Raw genomic sequence first — 16,857 nt, 5'->3', positions numbered from 1 at the left:
TCGTATAGGCCGGGTAAGGCGAAAGCCGCTACCCGGCACTACGGAGGGCAGATTACGCCTTCGCTTTAGCGACAGTTACCATCGCTGCGCGAATAGTACGACCGTTGAGGGTATAGCCCTTCTGCATCACCGCCAGCACGTTACCGGCCGCGACATCTTCAGACTCAACCATCGCAATCGCCTGATGCACGTTAGGGTCCAGCGCCACGTTAGTATCGGCAACCACTTCCACACCGAACTTGCGCACCACATCCAGCATCGATTTCAGGGTCAGTTCGATCCCTTCCACCATTGCCGCCATATCCGGGTTCGCTTTATCCGCAACTTCAAGCGCGCGATCCAGGCTATCGATAACCGGCAGCAGTTCGTTGACAAATTTTTCCAGCGCGAACTTGTGCGCTTTCTCAACGTCCTGCTCGGTGCGACGGCGCAGGTTCTCCATCTCCGCTTTGATACGCAGCACGCTGTCGCGCTCGCGCGTCTGCGCTTCCGCTAACTGAGCTTCCAGACTCGCAATTTTTTCATCGCGCGGATCCACCTGCTCAGCAGAGGTTTCCGGCTCAGTCGCTTCAACCTCGTCGTGCTGTTCCATGATAATTTCTTCCGGGGCTTGCCCCTCAGGCGTTTTCTGTTCTTTACTACTCATGAATTTCTCCGCGTTTTTCTGCATTCATCTCGCTAACTTCGCTTATTATGGGGATCAGTTTCCGGGTTTCAAGGGAACAGGACCACTTTGTCATCATTCACTCGGCACAAGGACCACCAGAAAATGAATAATCATTTCAAGTGTATTGGGATTGTCGGCCATCCACGTCATCCTACCGCGCTGACGACACATGAAATGCTGTATCGCTGGCTGTGCGCCAAAGGCTATGAGGTGATAGTCGAGCAGCAAATCGCCCAGGAGCTGCAGCTGAGAAACGTCAGGACCGGCACTCTGGCGGAGATAGGCCAGCAGGCCGATCTGGCGGTCGTGGTCGGCGGTGATGGCAATATGCTGGGCGCCGCCCGCACGCTGGCGCGTTACGATATCAAAGTCATCGGCATTAACCGCGGCAACCTCGGCTTTTTGACCGATCTCGACCCGGATAACGCCCAGCAGCAGCTTGCCGACGTGCTGGAAGGTCACTACATCAGCGAGAAACGCTTCTTACTGGAAGCGCAGGTCTGCCAGCAGGATTGCCAGAAGCGCATCAGCACCGCGATCAACGAAGTGGTGCTTCACCCGGGCAAAGTAGCGCATATGATTGAGTTCGAAGTCTACATCGACGAGATCTTCGCCTTCTCCCAGCGCTCGGATGGATTAATTATCTCCACGCCGACCGGCTCCACCGCCTACTCGCTCTCCGCCGGCGGCCCGATTCTCACCCCCTCGCTGGACGCGATTACCCTGGTGCCGATGTTCCCGCACACGCTCTCTGCGCGCCCGCTGGTGATAAACGGTAGCAGCACCATTCGCCTGCGCTTCTCCCACCGACGCAGCGATCTGGAGATTAGCTGCGACAGCCAGATCGCCTTGCCTATCCAGGAGGGCGAAGATGTGCTCATTCGCCGGTGTGATTATCATCTGAATTTAATTCATCCAAAAGACTACAGCTATTTCAACACATTAAGCTCGAAGCTCGGCTGGTCAAAAAAATTGTTCTGATTTTCTGTCCAGTACTTTACTGTATAAAAATCCCGTTTATACTGTACGAAAACACAGTCATGGTTTTTCATACAGGAAAACAATTATGCTGGCACAACTGACCATCAGCAACTTTGCCATTGTTCGCGAACTTGAGATCGATTTTCAGAGCGGTATGACGGCCATCACCGGTGAAACCGGTGCGGGAAAATCGATTGCCATTGATGCGCTCGGCTTGTGCCTGGGCGGGCGCGCCGAGGCCGATATGGTGCGCAATGGCGCCAGCCGCGCCGACCTCTGCGCCCGCTTCTCCCTGAAAGATACCCCTGCCGCGCAGCGCTGGCTGGAGAGCAACCAGCTCGAAGAGGGGCGCGAATGCCTGCTGCGCCGCGTCATTAGCAGCGACGGGCGTTCCCGCGGCTTTATCAACGGTACCGCCGTGCCGCTCTCACAGCTTCGCGAGCTGGGTCAGCTGTTAATCCAGATCCATGGCCAGCACGCCCACCAGCAGCTGATCAAACCCGAACACCAGAAGGCTCTGCTCGACGGCTATGCAGGTGAGCAAGCGCTTACCCAGCAGATGGCGGCGCACTATCGCCAGTGGCACCGTAGCTGCCGCGAGCTCGCCCTTCACCAGCAGCAAAGCCAGGAGCGCGCCGCACGCGCTGAACTTCTGGCCTACCAGCTTAAAGAGCTCAATGAATTTAACCCGCAGCCGGGTGAGTTTGAGCAGATCGATGAAGAGTACAAGCGTCTCGCCAACAGCGGGCATCTGCTCTCCACCAGCCAGCAGGCGCTGCACCTGCTCGCCGACGGGGAAGACATCAATCTGCAAAGCCAGCTCTATACGGTGCGCCAGCAGGTGACGGAGCTGGTGGGGCTGGACAGCAAACTCTCCAGCGTACTGGATATGCTCGAAGAAGCGGCGATTCAGATCTCCGAAGCGGGTGACGAGCTGCGCCTCTACTGCGAGCGTCTCGATCTTGACCCGAATCGTCTCTTTGAACTGGAACAGCGTCTCTCCCGCCAGATTTCACTGGCGCGTAAACACCACGTTGCGCCCGAGGAGCTGCCGAACTTCCACCAGTCGCTGCTGGACGAGCAGCAGCAGCTTGACGATCAGGCCGATTCGCTGGAAACCCTCTCGCTGGCGGTGAAGGTGCATCATCAGCAGGCGCTGGCCACCGCCAGGCAGCTGCACGATATTCGCCAGCGCCACGCGCTTGAGCTGAGTCAGCAGATCACCGACAGCATCCACGCCCTGTCGATGCCACACGGTCTTTTCACCATTGAGGTGAAATTTGAAGAAAACCACCTCACCGCCGAGGGGGCCGATCGCGTCGAGTTCCGCGTCACCACTAACCCGGGGCAGCCGCTACAGGCGATTTCAAAGGTGGCTTCTGGCGGCGAGCTGTCGCGCATTGCGCTGGCAATTCAGGTAATTACCGCACGTAAAATGGAGACCCCGGCGCTGATTTTCGATGAAGTGGATGTCGGCATCAGCGGCCCGACTGCGGCGGTAGTGGGCAAACTGCTGCGTCAACTCGGCGAGTCCACCCAGGTGATGTGTGTTACCCACCTGCCGCAGGTAGCCGGGTGCGGTCATCATCACTTCTACGTCTGCAAAGAGACCGACGGAGAGATGACCGAAACGCACATGCAGCCGCTGGATAAAAAGGCGCGCCTGCAGGAACTGGCGCGTCTGCTGGGCGGCAGCGAAGTGACCCGCAACACCCTGGCGAACGCCAAAGAACTGCTGGCAGCCTAAACTTTTTCGGGATCTCAGAGTCATACAGAACAATAAAAACGCCGTCAGACCGGTTTCAAAGTGAGACAAGGTCTATTATCATCGGCATATTACATATGAGCCGCGTATTGCTCGGGCCCGAAAAGGAATCAAATCACTATGCGCTGTAAAACGCTGACCGCTGCCGCAGCGGTTCTTCTGATGTTGACCGCAGGCTGTTCCACTCTGGAAAAAGTGGTTTACCGTCCTGATATCAACCAGGGGAACTATCTTGCACCTAACGATGTTTCCAAAATTCGTGTCGGCATGACACAACAGCAGGTCGCTTATGCTCTGGGGACCCCAATGATGTCCGACCCGTTTGGCACCAACACCTGGTTCTACGTGTTCCGCCAGCAGCCAGGGCATGAAAGCGTGACGCAGCAGACCCTCACGCTGACCTTCAACAGCAGCGGCGTACTGACCAACATCGACAACAAACCGGCGCTCACTAAGTAGTCGCGGTCTGGAAAAACAAAAAGGTGCCTCAGGCACCTTTTTTTATTGGTCTGCTCTGGCAAACCTGTCTATTTCGCCGTTTTCTCCGCGCGCTGACGGCGCAGCTCTTTAGGATCGGCAATCAGCGGACGATAAATCTCAACGCGGTCACCCTCTTTCACCCGGTCAGCCAGTTTAACCGGTCGGCTGTAGATACCCACTTTATTCGCTGCCAGATCGATATCCCGACGCAGCTCAAGCAGCCCGGAGGCGCGAATAGCCTCTTCAACCGTTGCCCCCTCCTCCAGCGAGACCCGTAACAGGTACTGCTTTTCGGGCAGCGCATACGCCACTTCAACCGCGATCTTAGCCGGCACGGTAAACCTCTTTGGCACGTTTGGTAAACGCCTGCACCATGTTGGAAGCCAGTTCGCGAAAAATCCCCCCGAACGCGAGTTCAATCAGCTTGTTGGTAAACTCAAAATCCAGATTGAACTCAATACGACAGGCGTCGGCGCTCAGCGGCGTAAATTTCCAGGCGCCCATCAGCTTTTTGAACGGCCCGTCGACCAGATGCATCATGATGCTCTGGTTATTCGTCAGCGTATTACGCGTCGTGAACGTTTTGCTGATCCCCGCTTTTGAAACGTCTACCGCTGCCGTCATCTGATTCGGGCCCGACTCCAGTACCCGGCTACCGGTGCAGCCCGGCAGAAACTGCGGATAGGATTTAACGTCGTTCACTAACTGGTACATCTGCTCCACGCTGTAAGGGACAAGCGCAGTACGACTAATCTGAGGCATAGCATTTTCCATGGTCACACAACGGACAAATAATAGCATTTATCACCTGTTAAAAAAACGCTAAGGCTTATCTCGTGCTAAGATAGCGCGTTAGACCTCACAGGACGCAATGAGGTGACTTTTTCGATCTCAGATTACCGATGGCTTTACGACACATATGACGAAGAAAAAAGCACATAAACCTGGCTCGGCAACCATTGCGCTCAACAAGCGCGCCCGCCATGAATATTTTATTGAAGAAGAATTTGAAGCTGGCCTTGCGCTGCAGGGCTGGGAAGTCAAATCACTACGCGCCGGCAAAGCCAACATCGGCGACAGCTACGTGATCCTGAAAGATGGCGAAGCGTTTCTGTTTGGCGCGAACTTCACGCCCCTGACCGTGGCCTCTACGCACTACGTCTGCGACCCGACGCGCACCCGTAAGCTGCTGCTGAACCAGCGCGAGCTGGACTCCCTCTACGGGCGCATCAACCGCGAAGGTTACACCGTCGTCGCGCTGTCGCTCTACTGGAAAAACGCCTGGTGCAAAGTCAAAATTGGCGTTGCGAAAGGTAAAAAACAGCACGACAAACGTTCCGATCTCAAAGAGCGCGAGTGGCAGCTCGATAAAGCGCGCATCATGAAAAATGCAGGACGTTAAACCGGCTGCTTATTGTACGATTCAATAAGTTAAGCTTCCGGGCTGGTAACGGAGCTTAAAAATCTGGTATACTTAACGTAACACTTTTGGGGCTGATTCTGGATTCGACGGGATTTGCGAAACCCAAGGTGCATGCCGAGGGGCGGTTGGCCTCGTAAAAAGCCGCAAAAAATAGTCGCAAACGACGAAAACTACGCTTTAGCAGCTTAATAACCTGCTCTGAGCCCTCTCTCCCTAGCTTCCGCTCTTAAGACGGGGATCAAAGAGAGGTCAAACCCAAAAGAGATCGCGTGGATGCCCTGCCTGGGGTTGAAGCGTTAAATCTAATCAGGCTAGTCTGTTAGTGGCGTGTCCCTCCGCAGCTGGCAGGCGAATGTAAAGATGGACTAAGCATGTAGTACCGAGGATGTAGGAATTTCGGACGCGGGTTCAACTCCCGCCAGCTCCACCAATCATGATTGGACAGTGATAGGACATCACTAGCAATAACAGGAAGTTAGCAGTCTCGGCAGGACACCGACCAGACGGTGAGGAGACAAAAAAGGATACGCAAAGGAGCCGCGGCTCCCGAGTGACAAAAAAGCCCGCTTATGCGGGCTTTTTTGTTTTACTTCACCGACAAGCAAACCTCTGTATCATGCCGGTATGAAGATGAGCTAAGGAAGGGCTTTTGTATCAGCTCAATGTTCATATAAAAACATTTCGAACTTTGGTGCACAACACTACATAGGGATAACTTTATGTCTCTTCGTTTCAGACAAACCTTTACTTTGTTTCCTGGCGTTAGGCTCAACATTGGTAAGCGTGGAGTAAGTGCAAGCATCGGTGTACCCGGTGCAACTGCCAATGTTGGGAAAAAAGGGCTCAGAGCGACCGTAGGACTACCGGGTACAGGCTTATCTTATACTACACCTACCGTGCCCTATGATTATGGGCACTCAGTTACTAATCCATTAAATCCGTCCTCCACAGAACCTCATTTTGGAGTGCCGGAGACATCCCCAAGTAACACACCATCGAACGCTAAAATATATATGCCCATGGCTGGCATGAATGAAATTTCCAGCGCTTCGGTAGAAGTCCTGACAAGTTCCTCCCTTTTACCTTTACGAGATTTGATTGCTAAAGCACGAGAACAAAGGGCAGAGATAAAAGCGGATCTACAAGAGGCTCTTGCTGAAGAATCAAAACAAAAGAACGAGCTGGTTCGTCGCAAATCAAGTCTTTTCCGTTGGTTTTACAAACGGCGCATCGCAGAACTTGAGACAGAGCTCCCCCTAACGCAAGCTGAGATATCTCGCCTAGTATCCTGGGAAGACAACACAAAAGTAGCCATAACATTCGAGAGCAGTGATACTTCGCAACGCGCATATGCAGCAATGGTCCGTGCATTCGATATGTTAAAATCAAGTGTTAAAAAATGGGATATTACTGCAGATAAAGCTACAGACCAGTTCGTCGAAAGAACATTGGCAACCCGGTCTGTTAATCGTCACCCAGTTACCTTTGATTTCTGTTCAACAGATCTCATTCAATTTACAGGGCGTGCGATGCGGTTTGAAAATGTGAATGGCGACGATATTTTGCTTTATCCAGGAGTTGCAGTCATACCACGAGCTGATGGGGCGTTCGCTCTGATTGATTTACGCGAGTTACAAATCAGTTCAGAATATCGAAGATTCCATGAGGAAGAAGGTGTTCCCAGTGATTCACGCATAGATGGGTATACATGGGCGAAAACGAATAAGAATGGCTCGCCAGACCGCCGATTTAAAGACAACTACCAAATCCCTATTTGCGTTTATGGCAATATTACCTTCCATTCTCAAACAGGGGTGACTGAAGAATATATGGTATCAAATGCAGATGCAGCGCAAGCCTTTACTGATGCAGTAAAGCAGTATCAGACCTCACTCACAGAATCCGAAGCGTTGGGAATGGCCTAACTTATAGCTGACATGGGGTGTCGGGGGTCGGAGGTTCAAATCCTCTCGTCCCGACCAAAAACACTTTAAAACCAGCCTCTTACGGCTGGTTTTTTTATGTCTATTTTCTGTACGGGGAATCACTGGGGAAAAATCGGGGAAAAATACCGTCAAAAAAATCAGGCACAACAAGCTTATTGCCACCGATCCGTTTGTAAGACTTACTGTAAATAGACCCGTTTTAGTTCCAGGCATTTTTGAGATCCCGGCCAAATGATTGTGTTGCCGATATTCCTCCGGCGTCATATTGTTCAGTGATTCATGAGGGCGTTCACAGTTATATTCTGACACCCATCTTTCCGTGATTTCCCGCACTTCATTCAGCGTTCTGAACAGATAAAAATCGAGTATTTCTGTGCGATATGTCCTGTTAAAACGCTCAATAAAAGCGTTCTGTGTCGGCTTACCCGGCTGGATAAACTCCAGCTTTACTGCATGTTTCTCTGCCCATTCAGCCAGTGCCAGCGAGATAAATTCCGGTCCATTATCCATGCGTAGCATGAGCGGATAGCCGCGATTTGCCGCGATCCTGTCGAGCACACGGACCACTCGCGGAGCTGGCAGATTCAGATCTATTTCAATCGACAACGCCTCACGGTTAAAGTCATCAACGACATTGAACGTGCGAAAACGACGGCCACAGACCAGGGCATCATGCATAAAATCGACAGACCAACTCTGGTTCAGCGCTTCCGGTGTGGCCAGTGGCGAGGGATTACGCACCGGCAGCCGTTGTTTACCCTTACGGCGAAAATTCAGCTTCAGCAAACAATAAATACGATGGATCCTTTTGTGATTCCACGCGTATCCCTGCCGCCGCAGAACCTGGAAAAGTTTTGGAAAACCGTATCGTGGGTATCGTTCAGCTGCCGCCTGCAATGCGGTAATAACGGGTTCATCACGCGTGGTATCCGGACGGTAATGATAAACCGTTCTGCTCAGATTGAAACTCCGACAGGCCTGACGGATACAGAGTCCGAATGCCGTTATCAGATGAGTGACCAGCTCACGCTTAAAGGCTGGTTTTAAAGCTTTTTTCGATAACGTCTTTCAGCGCCCGGTTCTCAAGGCTCAGGTCGGCAAACATTTGTTTGAGGCGTCGGTTCTCGTCCTCAAGCTCCTTGAGCTTTTTAATATCAGAAGCTTCCATACCGCCGTATTTAGACTTCCAGTTGTAGTAAGTCGCTTCAGAGATACCGGCCTCCCGGCAGACATCCTTAACCGTTCGTCCGGCTTCAACCGACTTAATCACGGCGATGATCTGATGCTCAGTAAAACGGGCTTTACGCATAGCGATCTCCTTTGTTGGCAGATTGATTATGCCGGAGGATCTCTAAATGTGAATGGCACGATTATGCGGGATACTTACAGAGTAAGTGCAAGCATCGGTGTACCCGGTGCAACTGTCAATGTTGGGAAAAAAGGGCTCAGAGCGACCGTAGGACTATAGGGCTGAGCATTTGGTCATGTCTTCAATTTACATCCTGTTCAGGGTTACTCCTGTTTCAGGAAACAGGCTTTCTTGCAACCCATCCACGAATTAACAGCGACTGGAAAAACTGTTGCACAGAGCTGAATCCAGCTTCTGATATAAGCCGTTCCGTTTGTGCCGGGGGCAGCAGAAGCAGGCGTTCGATCATCTGGCTGCGGATCTCTTCAGGATCACGTTCAATATTGCTGGCGACGGAGTGCAAACCTGCCCAGGAGGCCAGCATTTCGTCAAAGTCACTGGAATCCATATCGCCTGCAATTTCAGCCACGATCATACTGCCGCCAGTAACCAACTGTGCATACATTTGCTCGTAAATATCGAGCCGACGGTGATCCTGAATAAAGTGCGTTACCAGCAGGCAAAGCACAGCGTCGAAATGCCCGGTGGCCGGGACATCTGACAGATAGCCTTCAATCAAGGTGCATCGATCATAACACCCTTCCTGATGCATTTTCTCTGCGCAGACGGCCAGCATATCAGGTGAAGGATCAATGCCGGTAAAAGACCATCCAGAATGTTGACGAGCCAGGCTGCTTATTTCAGTACCGGTCCCTACCCCCACACACAGTATTCGAGCATTCACAGGAAGGTGCCGAAGCAGAACTGAAATCAGGAAACGCAGATTGTTGGATACAGCATTCAGAGGCTCGTTATATTCGTCATAACGTCTGGAGAATTCCTGGTTAAAGATGTCATTCGTATTATTCGCCATCGGGTCGTTCCTTATTTAAGGTGGGGCAGATAAAACGCTCAGCGCTAAGCAGCTGAAGATTGTCGACAAGTTGTTCAAGCGTGATGTTTTCCAGACGGGATAGAATTAACGCCTGTACTTCTTCGCAAACGTCAGTAATCAAACAGTTGACCGCAGTTTCAACCCTGCAACCCGGTGATTCTGTCCGGTGATTCAGGGCTATCAATGGCGACTCTCCAATCGCATGCCATATTCCGGCTAAATTGATCTGCGAAAGTTCAGCAGTCAGTTTCCATCCGCCACCTGAGCCTTTCTCTGAGCTGACGTAGCCTTTTTTACGCAAACCCGCCAGTGTCCTCCGGATAACAACTGGATTGGTTTGCATAATGTGTGATAGCACATCTGAGGTGACTGGCTCTGGGTTTGCAGCCATATGCAGGAGTACGTGCAGAATGCCGGAAAATTTACTGTCTCTTTTCATGTAACTTACAATATTACAAAGGAGTTTATTTTACAAACACAGCCGTTTTAATCCGGGTATTAATGAGTAACTAAGCAGCAGCGAGCGCTTCAGGATGAGCAAAAATCGTTTTGTTAAACACTTACCTACCGCTTCTTTCATTTGCGTCTGGTTCAATGGCACAGGCGGATATGGGGGAGATACTGCTAATGGTGGGGGTTTACCGCCTTCCCTCAACCCCGGGCCGTGACGCTGGCCTGACTGGCTGAAAAACGCCTTTCTGCTAACAACATATCTTCATAATCAATGAATAAAAAAGGTCGCCGTTTATGGCGACCTTAAACATAGAGAGTGAAGCGCCGGTCCGATCCGTTCGGAATGCTCGCCGCTACGCCCGGGCCTCCTTCAGCAGTTGCTTAATAACCTTCTCCTGTTCTGCATAGTTTCCTTCGCCAAAGGCGGTATAGCGCAGCTGACCGTGCGCATCGAAAAGATAGTGCGCAGGCCAATACTGATTACCAAAGCGGTTCCAGATAACGTAATCATTATCTGCCACAACGGGAAAAGGCAGCTGCCACTGTCTGATGGCGCGACTCACGGCTTTCTTATCGCGCTCCCAGGGATATTCTGGCGTGTGTACGCCGATCACCACCAGCCCCTGGGCCTGATATTTATTCGCCCAGTCGCGAACGTGAGGTAACGTGTGCTGACAGTTGATACAGTCATAGGTCCAGAAATCCACCAGAACCACTTTACCTTTCAGCTTCTCAGGCGTGAGCGGCGAGCCGTTCAGCCATGCTGTCCCGCCGTCCAGAGAAGGCAGAGCGCTGCTGGTCTGCGGCATCACCACGGGTTTAAGGCGGACAGCCGGTTCCGGTTTTGCCATCCACTGACTCATATGCTGCTCAAGATTCTGCGCAAAGGCTGGCGCGCTTTGCAGCAGGCTCACAGAACCGCTGCCGATCAGCACAACCGAGGCCAGCATCAGCGCGCCGGCTCCCTGACGCAGACGCGTCGTGAAGGCCAGTCCGGGGCGAAGCCGCGTGACCAGGCTGCGTCCGGCGAACCAGATCAGCCCCAGCATGACGGCCGCGCCGCTGCCGTAGGCGGCAAGCAGCAGGCTGACCGATACCGGGTTTTTTGCCACGACGGCCAGACTGAGAATGGCGCCCAGTACCGGACCTGCGCACGGCGACCAGAGCAAGCCGGTTGCCAGTCCTGCCAGAAGGGCCGCAAGCAGGCCGCTGTTACGGTTGCTGGCGCTGTTCAGCTGGTTACCCATCGCGACGAATGGCCGGGTAATAAACTGCGCCAGGCGCGAAGAGAGCAGCGTCAGCGCCGTCAGGGTCAGAAACAGCAGAGCAATCCAGCGTCCTGCGGCGGTAATGCGAATAACCCACTGGCTCGCCACCGCCGCCAGCAACGCCACAGAGGTGAACATAATGACCATACCGCTCAGCAGCGCCAGCAGTTGCCCTTTACGCCCGCGCACGCTGGCGAATATAAACGGAATGACCGGCAGGGTGCAGGGACTGAGCAGCGTCAGCATACCGGCCAGAAAAGCAATAAACAGTGACATAGTCAGCTCCTTACTTTGCCTGTACGGCTGCAGTGATAATGCGCGCCACATCGCTCGGATGACTTACCATCGAGACGTGGCTGGATGCCACCTCGCGCGTCTGTGCGTGGATTTTGTGCGCCATGGCGCGCTCCAGATCGGGGTTGATCATGCGGTCCTGGGTGCTGACCAGATACCAGCTAGGCTTCTGCGCCCAGGCCGCCTGCGTCACTTTGTCACCAAAAGCGGCGGCGCGAATTGGCCCCTGGGTGACTGCCATGCGCTTTTGCTGTGCGGCAGGCACATCCGGCGCAAAGTTATGGGCCAGCGCCTTCGGCGGCAGATAGAGATAGCCGTCAGCGGTTTTTGCCAGACTCGCGCTGCCCGGAGGCGCCGGATAACTGTCGGCCAGACCGGCGGTAGTCTGACCTTTGTCCGGCGCGAAAGCGGCGACATAGACCAGTGCTTTGACCTTTTTATCATTGCCGGCTTCGGTAATAACGGTACCGCCCCATGAATGTCCAGCCAGCACAACATCCCCCTTCGCCCGTGCTATCGCACGCTGCGTAGCGGCGACATCATCCTGCAGGGAGGTCAGCGGCAACTGTACGGCTATTACCTCATAGTTTTTGGCCTGAAGCTGTGGAATTACACGATCCCAGCTGCTGCCGTCGGCAAAGGCGCCGTGCACAAGCACGACAGAGTGGGTTTCGCCGGCGCAGGCGAACTGCGAGGCAGAGAGGGCCAGCAGGCCCACAGAGAAAAAACTGGCAATTGCTTTCATAGTAAACCTCATAACGGTGGATGAATGTCTGCCTGCTGGCAGTGCCTTCATTAAACCCACCGCATGTGTTCAGCCTGTTTCTGCTATTGCCGGTTTTGTTGGCTTATATGTTTACCCGACCGGAGGATACAAAAGGCTACAAATCGGTTTGTCGCAGCGTGACGCACGCATCAAGTCCGCCTTCTGGACGGTTGCTCAGGCGCAGCGTGCCGGACATCTGGCCGACCAGTTGGGTGGCAATCGCCAGTCCCAGGCCGGTTCCGCCGGTGTGGCGGTTGCGCGAACTTTCCACGCGGTAAAAAGGCTCTAGCACCGCCTTCAGCTCTTCTTCGGGTATGCCAGGCCCGTTATCCAGAACGTGAATCGTGACGCTGCCCTCATGGGGTGCGCAGAGCTTAATTTCCGCTTCGCTGCCAAACTTCAGGGCATTGTCAATAAGGTTTGTCATGATGCGGTGCAGTGCCTGCGGCCGGACGGCAAAGGTATCCTGTCCGCTGCAAGGCACAAACGTTACCGCTTTGCCGACATCCTGATAGTCGCAAGCAACGCTGTCGAGAAAGGCATTCAGGCTGACGTTCTGACTTTTCTCCTCTCGTACGTCAGAAGAGCGCGCATAAGCGATGCCCTCGCGCACAAGCTGGCTCATATTGTCGAGATCGCTCAGCAGCTTGTCGCGCAGCTCCGGCTGTTCTGCCATCTCCACGCGCAGCTTCATGCGGGTAATCGGGGTTTGCAGGTCGTGAGAAATGGCTGCCAGAATCTGCGCGCGCTCTTTCAGGTGATCCTGAATACGGGTCTGCATGGCGTTAAACGCGCGTGCCGCCTGCTGCACTTCAGCCGGACCGTTCTCTGCCATCATCTGCGTGCTGGCTGCCGGCTTCAGCGCATCCACCGCCTGCGTGAAGCGCATAAAAGGGCGCACAACCTGGCGTACGGCCAGCCAGGCGCAGAAAAGCAGCAGCAGCAGTTGACCCGTCAGCACCAGCGGCAGCCAGCGCGCGATGGCCGGCATGCGCGGCCAGAGATCAAGCGTCAGCGGCGCGCCATCATGAAGCGTCAGATGTACCTGAATATGCTCGCGCGGCCCGGGAATAGCGTGGATGCTCATCTGGTAACGTCCGCCAAGCGTTTCCTGTAAGGAACGCACCGCGTCGCGCGCTCGCCAGCTGCTGGGATAAGGCCCGGGCTCACCGGGCGACAGCTGATATCGGTAGTTGCCGCGCGCCAGCTTCGCCAGCCACTGAGGACGCTCCGCCGCGGGCAAACGATCCAGAATGGCCACGCTGGTCGCCACATCATATTCAAGATTACCCAGCATGACAATTTTGGCGCTGCTCATTCGTTCTATCATCAGGCTGACCAGCGTGGAGGCATTTGCCAGCAGCAGCCCGCCAAGAACAATAATCAGCAGGCGCGACAGCAGTGAGCGTGGCCAAAGTGTCATTCATATGCCTCTTTAATCACAACCGGCGCGGCCAGGACATAACCTTCACTGCGTACCGTTTTAATGTAAGCCGGCTCGCGTGCATCTTCACGCAGCCGCTGACGCAGACGGCTGACAAGCAAATCGATAGAGCGTTCGAACAGCTCGGCATCGCGCCCCTGAGTCAGGTTCAGTAGCTGATCCCGGTTGAGCACGCGCTGAGGATGGTCGAGAAATACACGCAGCAGACGATACTCGGCGCCACTCAACGCCACGATTACGCCACTGCTGTCAATCAGATGACGCGCAGAGGTATCAAGTTGCCATTCGCCAAACGCAATCAGACGGCCAGCTTCCGTAATTTGCAGATTCGGCGGCAGCGCCCGGGTGCGCCGGAGAATCGCTTTGATGCGCGCCAGCAACTCGCGCGCCACAAAAGGCTTAATCAGATAATCATCCGCGCCCATCTCCAGGCCGAGGATACGATCAGTGTCCTCGCTGCGCGCGGTCAGCATCAGCACCGGCAGATTACGTTGCGTGTCGCTGCGCAACTGGCGACACAGCGTCAGACCGTCATCCCCCGGCATCATGATATCCAGCACGACTAAATCGATATGCTGTGACGTCAGCACCGCACGCATCTCACGCCCGTTAGCGGCGCCGGTCGCGCGGTAGCCGGACTTTTCCAGGTAACCGGTGATCAGATCGCGTATATCACGGTCATCGTCAACGACAAGAATGTGATCGGTATGCTCCAAAACATCCTCCTTCTTCTGCGACATACGCAAACAGACCGGCTCGAGAGAGCCGGTCTCGTGAATAAAGGTGCCGTTACATGACAGCGGCATCAGTGATGGCTTTGACAAATTCGTCCGGATCTTCAGCAGGCGGATTGTGTCCGATATTCCCGGTGAAGGTCCGGTGTTCATATTTCCCGCTGAATTTTGCCCGGTATGCTTCCGGTGCGGGATGAGGCGCACCGTTGTTATCGCCCTCTATGGTGATCGTGGGGACGCTAATAACCGGCAGGGTCGCTAACCTTTTCTCATAAGCATCATACTTTTGCTCGCCTTTTTCCAGACCCATACGCCAGCGATAATTGCTGATTGTGATAGCCACCTGATCCGGGTTATCCAGCGCTTTCACGGACTGATTAAAAGTCGCCTCGCTGAACTTCCAGCCTGGTGAAGCCTGCTGCCAGATCAGGCGGGCAAAATCATGCGTGTTTTGCGCATAGCCCTCCCGGCCACGCTCGGTGGCAAAATAGAACTGATACCACCACTGCAGTTCTGCCTTCGGTGGCAGCGGTTTTTTGCCCAGCGCCTGGCTGCTTATCAGGTAGCCGCTGACGGACACCAGAGATTTCACACGTTCTGGCCAGAGCGCGGCGACGATATCAGCCGTACGTGCGCCCCAGTCAAATCCGCCTAAGACAGCCTGTCTGATATTAAGCGCATCCATCAGCGCCACCACATCAGCCGCCATGGCGGAAGGCTGACCGTTACGCGGCGTGCTGTCTGACAAAAAGCGCGTGCTGCCGTAGCCACGAAGCCAGGGCACGATCACGCGATAGCCTTTGGCCGCCAGCTTCGGTGCTACGGCGGCATAACTCTGGATATCATAGGGCCAGCCGTGCAGCAGAATAATGGGCTGCCCCTCGCGGGGGCCAATATCCACATAACCCACGTTAAGCACGCCGGCTTTGACCTGATGAATATGGCTGAATTCAGCAGCATAGTCGGTTTCTGTCGAGGCAGCGAAGGCTGAAGTTCCGGCGCTCAGCGCCAGCGCGGCCAGCAGTGACTTACAAAAGAAAGCGTTAATAGCAGTGTTCCTTAATCTGTCAGTGGTGTTGAGCATGCTTGGGTACGGTGAAGATGACGGTTTTGCTGTCGAGCGGCTTATGGGTAGGGTCGGCAAGAATAATGGTCACCTTGTGCTTGCCGGCGGGTAGCCCGACCAAAATGACGGGTTCACCGCTCGTGTCTGCCCAGTGCCACGGATTGTCATCAACGATCACGTGAATATGCCCAATGCGCGGGGTGATTTTCAGCGCCTCTGGGCCAAATACCGGCTCGATGCGTAGATTCTCGGCCCGGTATTGAATAAACACCGCACCCTTGCGCAACGGGCCGGCCAGCGGCGCGTCAACAATCAATTTCGCCGGAGGCTGAGGATTTTCCAGCGGCGCGACGGCAGCCGGGCCCAGTACATCGCCGGCACTCAGGTCACCGAGCCTGTCGGCCCAGGCACAGGTCGCAGAAGCGCCCATCAGCAAAGATGAAATCAGCAGTCGGGTTAACATCGGGGTATCTCCACGCAGTTGTTTGATGCGTAAAGAAGAACACGGCAATGTACAGGCGATATGTGCAAAAACGACGGGTTGTGCAACAGGGTGTATTTGTCCAGCCGGGAGATACACTGCGATACAAAAATAATGAAAATCCACAACGCCGCGAGAAGAAAAGTGCCACGGTTAGCCTGTGACTGTTGCGCTGCTGGCTTTTATCCCGAGAGTTATTCATGACGGGAAAGTCCGCTTCTGGCCCCAGGCAGAAGGTAGAAAAAATCACTTGGGCCGTTATGAGCAAGGAGCGAACATAGTTTTCATCTCTACTGTTTATGGTGACGCTGACTGGATGCAGGGTGTCACAGGAGGGATGCTTCGGGGCGTATTGGACGTCGCACCAGCTCCCCTCCACAGTTCGGACACTGGCCATTAAGTCGTTGGGTCACGCAATCGACGCAAAATGTGCATTCGAATGAACAGATGTATGCCTCTTTTGATTCAGGTGGTAGATCTTTATCACAGCATTCGCAATTAGGACGGAGTTCAAGCATGGTTCTCTCTTATTGTTAAAGGGACATCATTAGATATACCAAAGGCCAACTACCAGTATCGCCTTCAGTTGTTAGTGTGTATTAGGTGAGCATTGTCTACAGTCAGGAAAAATCAAGAGATTGAATTATTCGACAGAAACGCTCACTTTTTGGAAAGAACGATCAACCTACAACTTCCATCAAAGCCTCAACCAACACGCAAACTCCCACCCTAACAATCAATCAGATAACCCTTCCATATCAACACCATCTCCCCCTTTTTGCGCCTTCCCTTTCTCGCAAAAAACCAAAATCCCTAACAAACTCAACCACCTCCCCCGCCAATTAC

General features: G+C 53.8%; 17 protein-coding genes, 1 other RNA gene and 1 pseudogene. 6 read left to right on the top strand and 13 right to left on the bottom strand.

Annotation, left to right across the window (positions count from 1 at the left end; translation table 11 throughout):
* Nucleotides 1–52: 52 nt before the first annotated feature.
* A complete protein-coding gene (gene grpE / locus BN3796_RS06335) occupies nucleotides 53–646 on the bottom strand; it encodes a nucleotide exchange factor GrpE (protein ID WP_061707567.1) in 594 nt (197 codons plus the stop codon).
* A 123-nt stretch (nucleotides 647–769) separates the two neighbouring features.
* Between grpE and nadK the strand changes: the two genes are divergently transcribed.
* The 3 genes from nadK (at nucleotide 770) to bamE (ending at nucleotide 3,872) form a co-directional block, all read left to right on the top strand.
* The gene (gene nadK / locus BN3796_RS06330) at nucleotides 770–1,648 is read left to right on the top strand and encodes an NAD(+) kinase (protein WP_061707515.1); all 879 of its coding nucleotides are present in this window, start codon (nucleotides 770–772) and stop codon (nucleotides 1,646–1,648) included.
* An 85-nt stretch (nucleotides 1,649–1,733) separates the two neighbouring features.
* Nucleotides 1,734–3,395: a DNA repair protein RecN gene (gene recN / locus BN3796_RS06325; protein WP_061707514.1), complete on the top strand. Its 1,662-nt coding sequence runs from the start codon at nucleotides 1,734–1,736 to the stop codon at nucleotides 3,393–3,395.
* 138 nt (nucleotides 3,396–3,533) lie between these two features.
* A complete protein-coding gene (bamE, locus tag BN3796_RS06320; protein ID WP_061707513.1) occupies nucleotides 3,534–3,872 on the top strand; it encodes an outer membrane protein assembly factor BamE in 339 nt (112 codons plus the stop codon).
* Between the two features lie 68 nt (nucleotides 3,873–3,940).
* Here the strand turns inward: bamE and BN3796_RS06315 are convergent, their stop codons facing one another.
* Entirely contained in the window at nucleotides 3,941–4,228 is a 288-nt protein-coding gene (locus BN3796_RS06315) for an RnfH family protein (protein WP_061707512.1), read from the bottom strand.
* Entirely contained in the window at nucleotides 4,218–4,655 is a 438-nt protein-coding gene (locus tag BN3796_RS06310; protein WP_202906446.1) for a type II toxin-antitoxin system RatA family toxin, read from the bottom strand. The genes BN3796_RS06315 and BN3796_RS06310 overlap by 11 nt, the downstream gene beginning before the upstream one ends.
* Before the next feature lie 157 nt (nucleotides 4,656–4,812).
* On the opposite strand from BN3796_RS06310, the gene smpB reads away from it, so the two are divergent.
* The 3 genes from smpB (at nucleotide 4,813) to BN3796_RS06295 (ending at nucleotide 7,241) form a co-directional block, all read left to right on the top strand.
* Nucleotides 4,813–5,295 (top strand): SsrA-binding protein SmpB, encoded by a 483-nt coding sequence (smpB, locus tag BN3796_RS06305; protein ID WP_061707510.1) that lies wholly within the window; start codon nucleotides 4,813–4,815, stop codon nucleotides 5,293–5,295.
* Between the two features lie 88 nt (nucleotides 5,296–5,383).
* Nucleotides 5,384–5,746: a transfer-messenger RNA gene (gene ssrA / locus BN3796_RS06300) on the top strand.
* A gap of 289 nt (nucleotides 5,747–6,035) precedes the next feature.
* Nucleotides 6,036–7,241 carry a DUF4236 domain-containing protein gene (locus BN3796_RS06295; protein ID WP_061707509.1) on the top strand — a complete coding sequence of 402 codons (1,206 nt, stop codon included), beginning with the start codon at nucleotides 6,036–6,038 and terminating at the stop codon, nucleotides 7,239–7,241.
* A 223-nt stretch (nucleotides 7,242–7,464) separates the two neighbouring features.
* On the opposite strand, the pseudogene BN3796_RS20540 reads toward BN3796_RS06295, so the two are convergent.
* The 10 genes and pseudogenes from BN3796_RS20540 to BN3796_RS20010 form a co-directional block, all read right to left on the bottom strand.
* A pseudogene (locus BN3796_RS20540) lies at nucleotides 7,465–8,571 on the bottom strand (IS3 family transposase); the annotation flags it as partial.
* Between the two features lie 214 nt (nucleotides 8,572–8,785).
* The gene (locus tag BN3796_RS06275; RefSeq protein ID WP_061707506.1) at nucleotides 8,786–9,484 is read right to left on the bottom strand and encodes a class I SAM-dependent methyltransferase; all 699 of its coding nucleotides are present in this window, start codon (nucleotides 9,482–9,484) and stop codon (nucleotides 8,786–8,788) included.
* A complete protein-coding gene (locus tag BN3796_RS20015; RefSeq protein WP_081430639.1) occupies nucleotides 9,474–9,944 on the bottom strand; it encodes an Rrf2 family transcriptional regulator in 471 nt (156 codons plus the stop codon). Before BN3796_RS20015 ends, BN3796_RS06275 begins: the two co-directional genes overlap by 11 nt.
* Before the next feature lie 367 nt (nucleotides 9,945–10,311).
* Entirely contained in the window at nucleotides 10,312–11,502 is a 1,191-nt protein-coding gene (locus tag BN3796_RS06270) for a cytochrome c biogenesis protein/redoxin (RefSeq protein ID WP_061707505.1), read from the bottom strand.
* Between the two features lie 10 nt (nucleotides 11,503–11,512).
* Nucleotides 11,513–12,265 carry an alpha/beta fold hydrolase gene (locus BN3796_RS06265; RefSeq protein WP_061707504.1) on the bottom strand — a complete coding sequence of 251 codons (753 nt, stop codon included), beginning with the start codon at nucleotides 12,263–12,265 and terminating at the stop codon, nucleotides 11,513–11,515.
* A gap of 136 nt (nucleotides 12,266–12,401) precedes the next feature.
* Nucleotides 12,402–13,709, bottom strand: a complete 1,308-nt coding sequence (locus tag BN3796_RS06260) for an ATP-binding protein (RefSeq protein ID WP_061707503.1) — start codon at nucleotides 13,707–13,709, stop codon at nucleotides 12,402–12,404.
* Nucleotides 13,706–14,446 (bottom strand): response regulator, encoded by a 741-nt coding sequence (locus tag BN3796_RS06255; protein ID WP_061707566.1) that lies wholly within the window; start codon nucleotides 14,444–14,446, stop codon nucleotides 13,706–13,708. The genes BN3796_RS06260 and BN3796_RS06255 overlap by 4 nt, the downstream gene beginning before the upstream one ends.
* Nucleotides 14,447–14,519: 73 nt before the next feature.
* Nucleotides 14,520–15,548 (bottom strand): alpha/beta fold hydrolase, encoded by a 1,029-nt coding sequence (locus tag BN3796_RS06250; RefSeq protein WP_187374030.1) that lies wholly within the window; start codon nucleotides 15,546–15,548, stop codon nucleotides 14,520–14,522.
* Nucleotides 15,532–15,993, bottom strand: a complete 462-nt coding sequence (locus tag BN3796_RS06245) for a DUF6130 family protein (RefSeq protein ID WP_061707502.1) — start codon at nucleotides 15,991–15,993, stop codon at nucleotides 15,532–15,534. The genes BN3796_RS06250 and BN3796_RS06245 overlap by 17 nt, the downstream gene beginning before the upstream one ends.
* A 344-nt stretch (nucleotides 15,994–16,337) precedes the next feature.
* A complete protein-coding gene (locus BN3796_RS20010; protein WP_073885107.1) occupies nucleotides 16,338–16,529 on the bottom strand; it encodes a DUF1272 domain-containing protein in 192 nt (63 codons plus the stop codon).
* Nucleotides 16,530–16,857 lie beyond the last annotated feature (328 nt).

It is taken from the genome of Pseudenterobacter timonensis (assembly GCF_900021175.1).
Classification (GTDB): domain Bacteria; phylum Pseudomonadota; class Gammaproteobacteria; order Enterobacterales; family Enterobacteriaceae; genus Enterobacter; species Enterobacter timonensis.
Note: the sequence above shows the minus strand (reverse complement) of the source record. Positions and strands in the feature narration are given on the sequence as shown.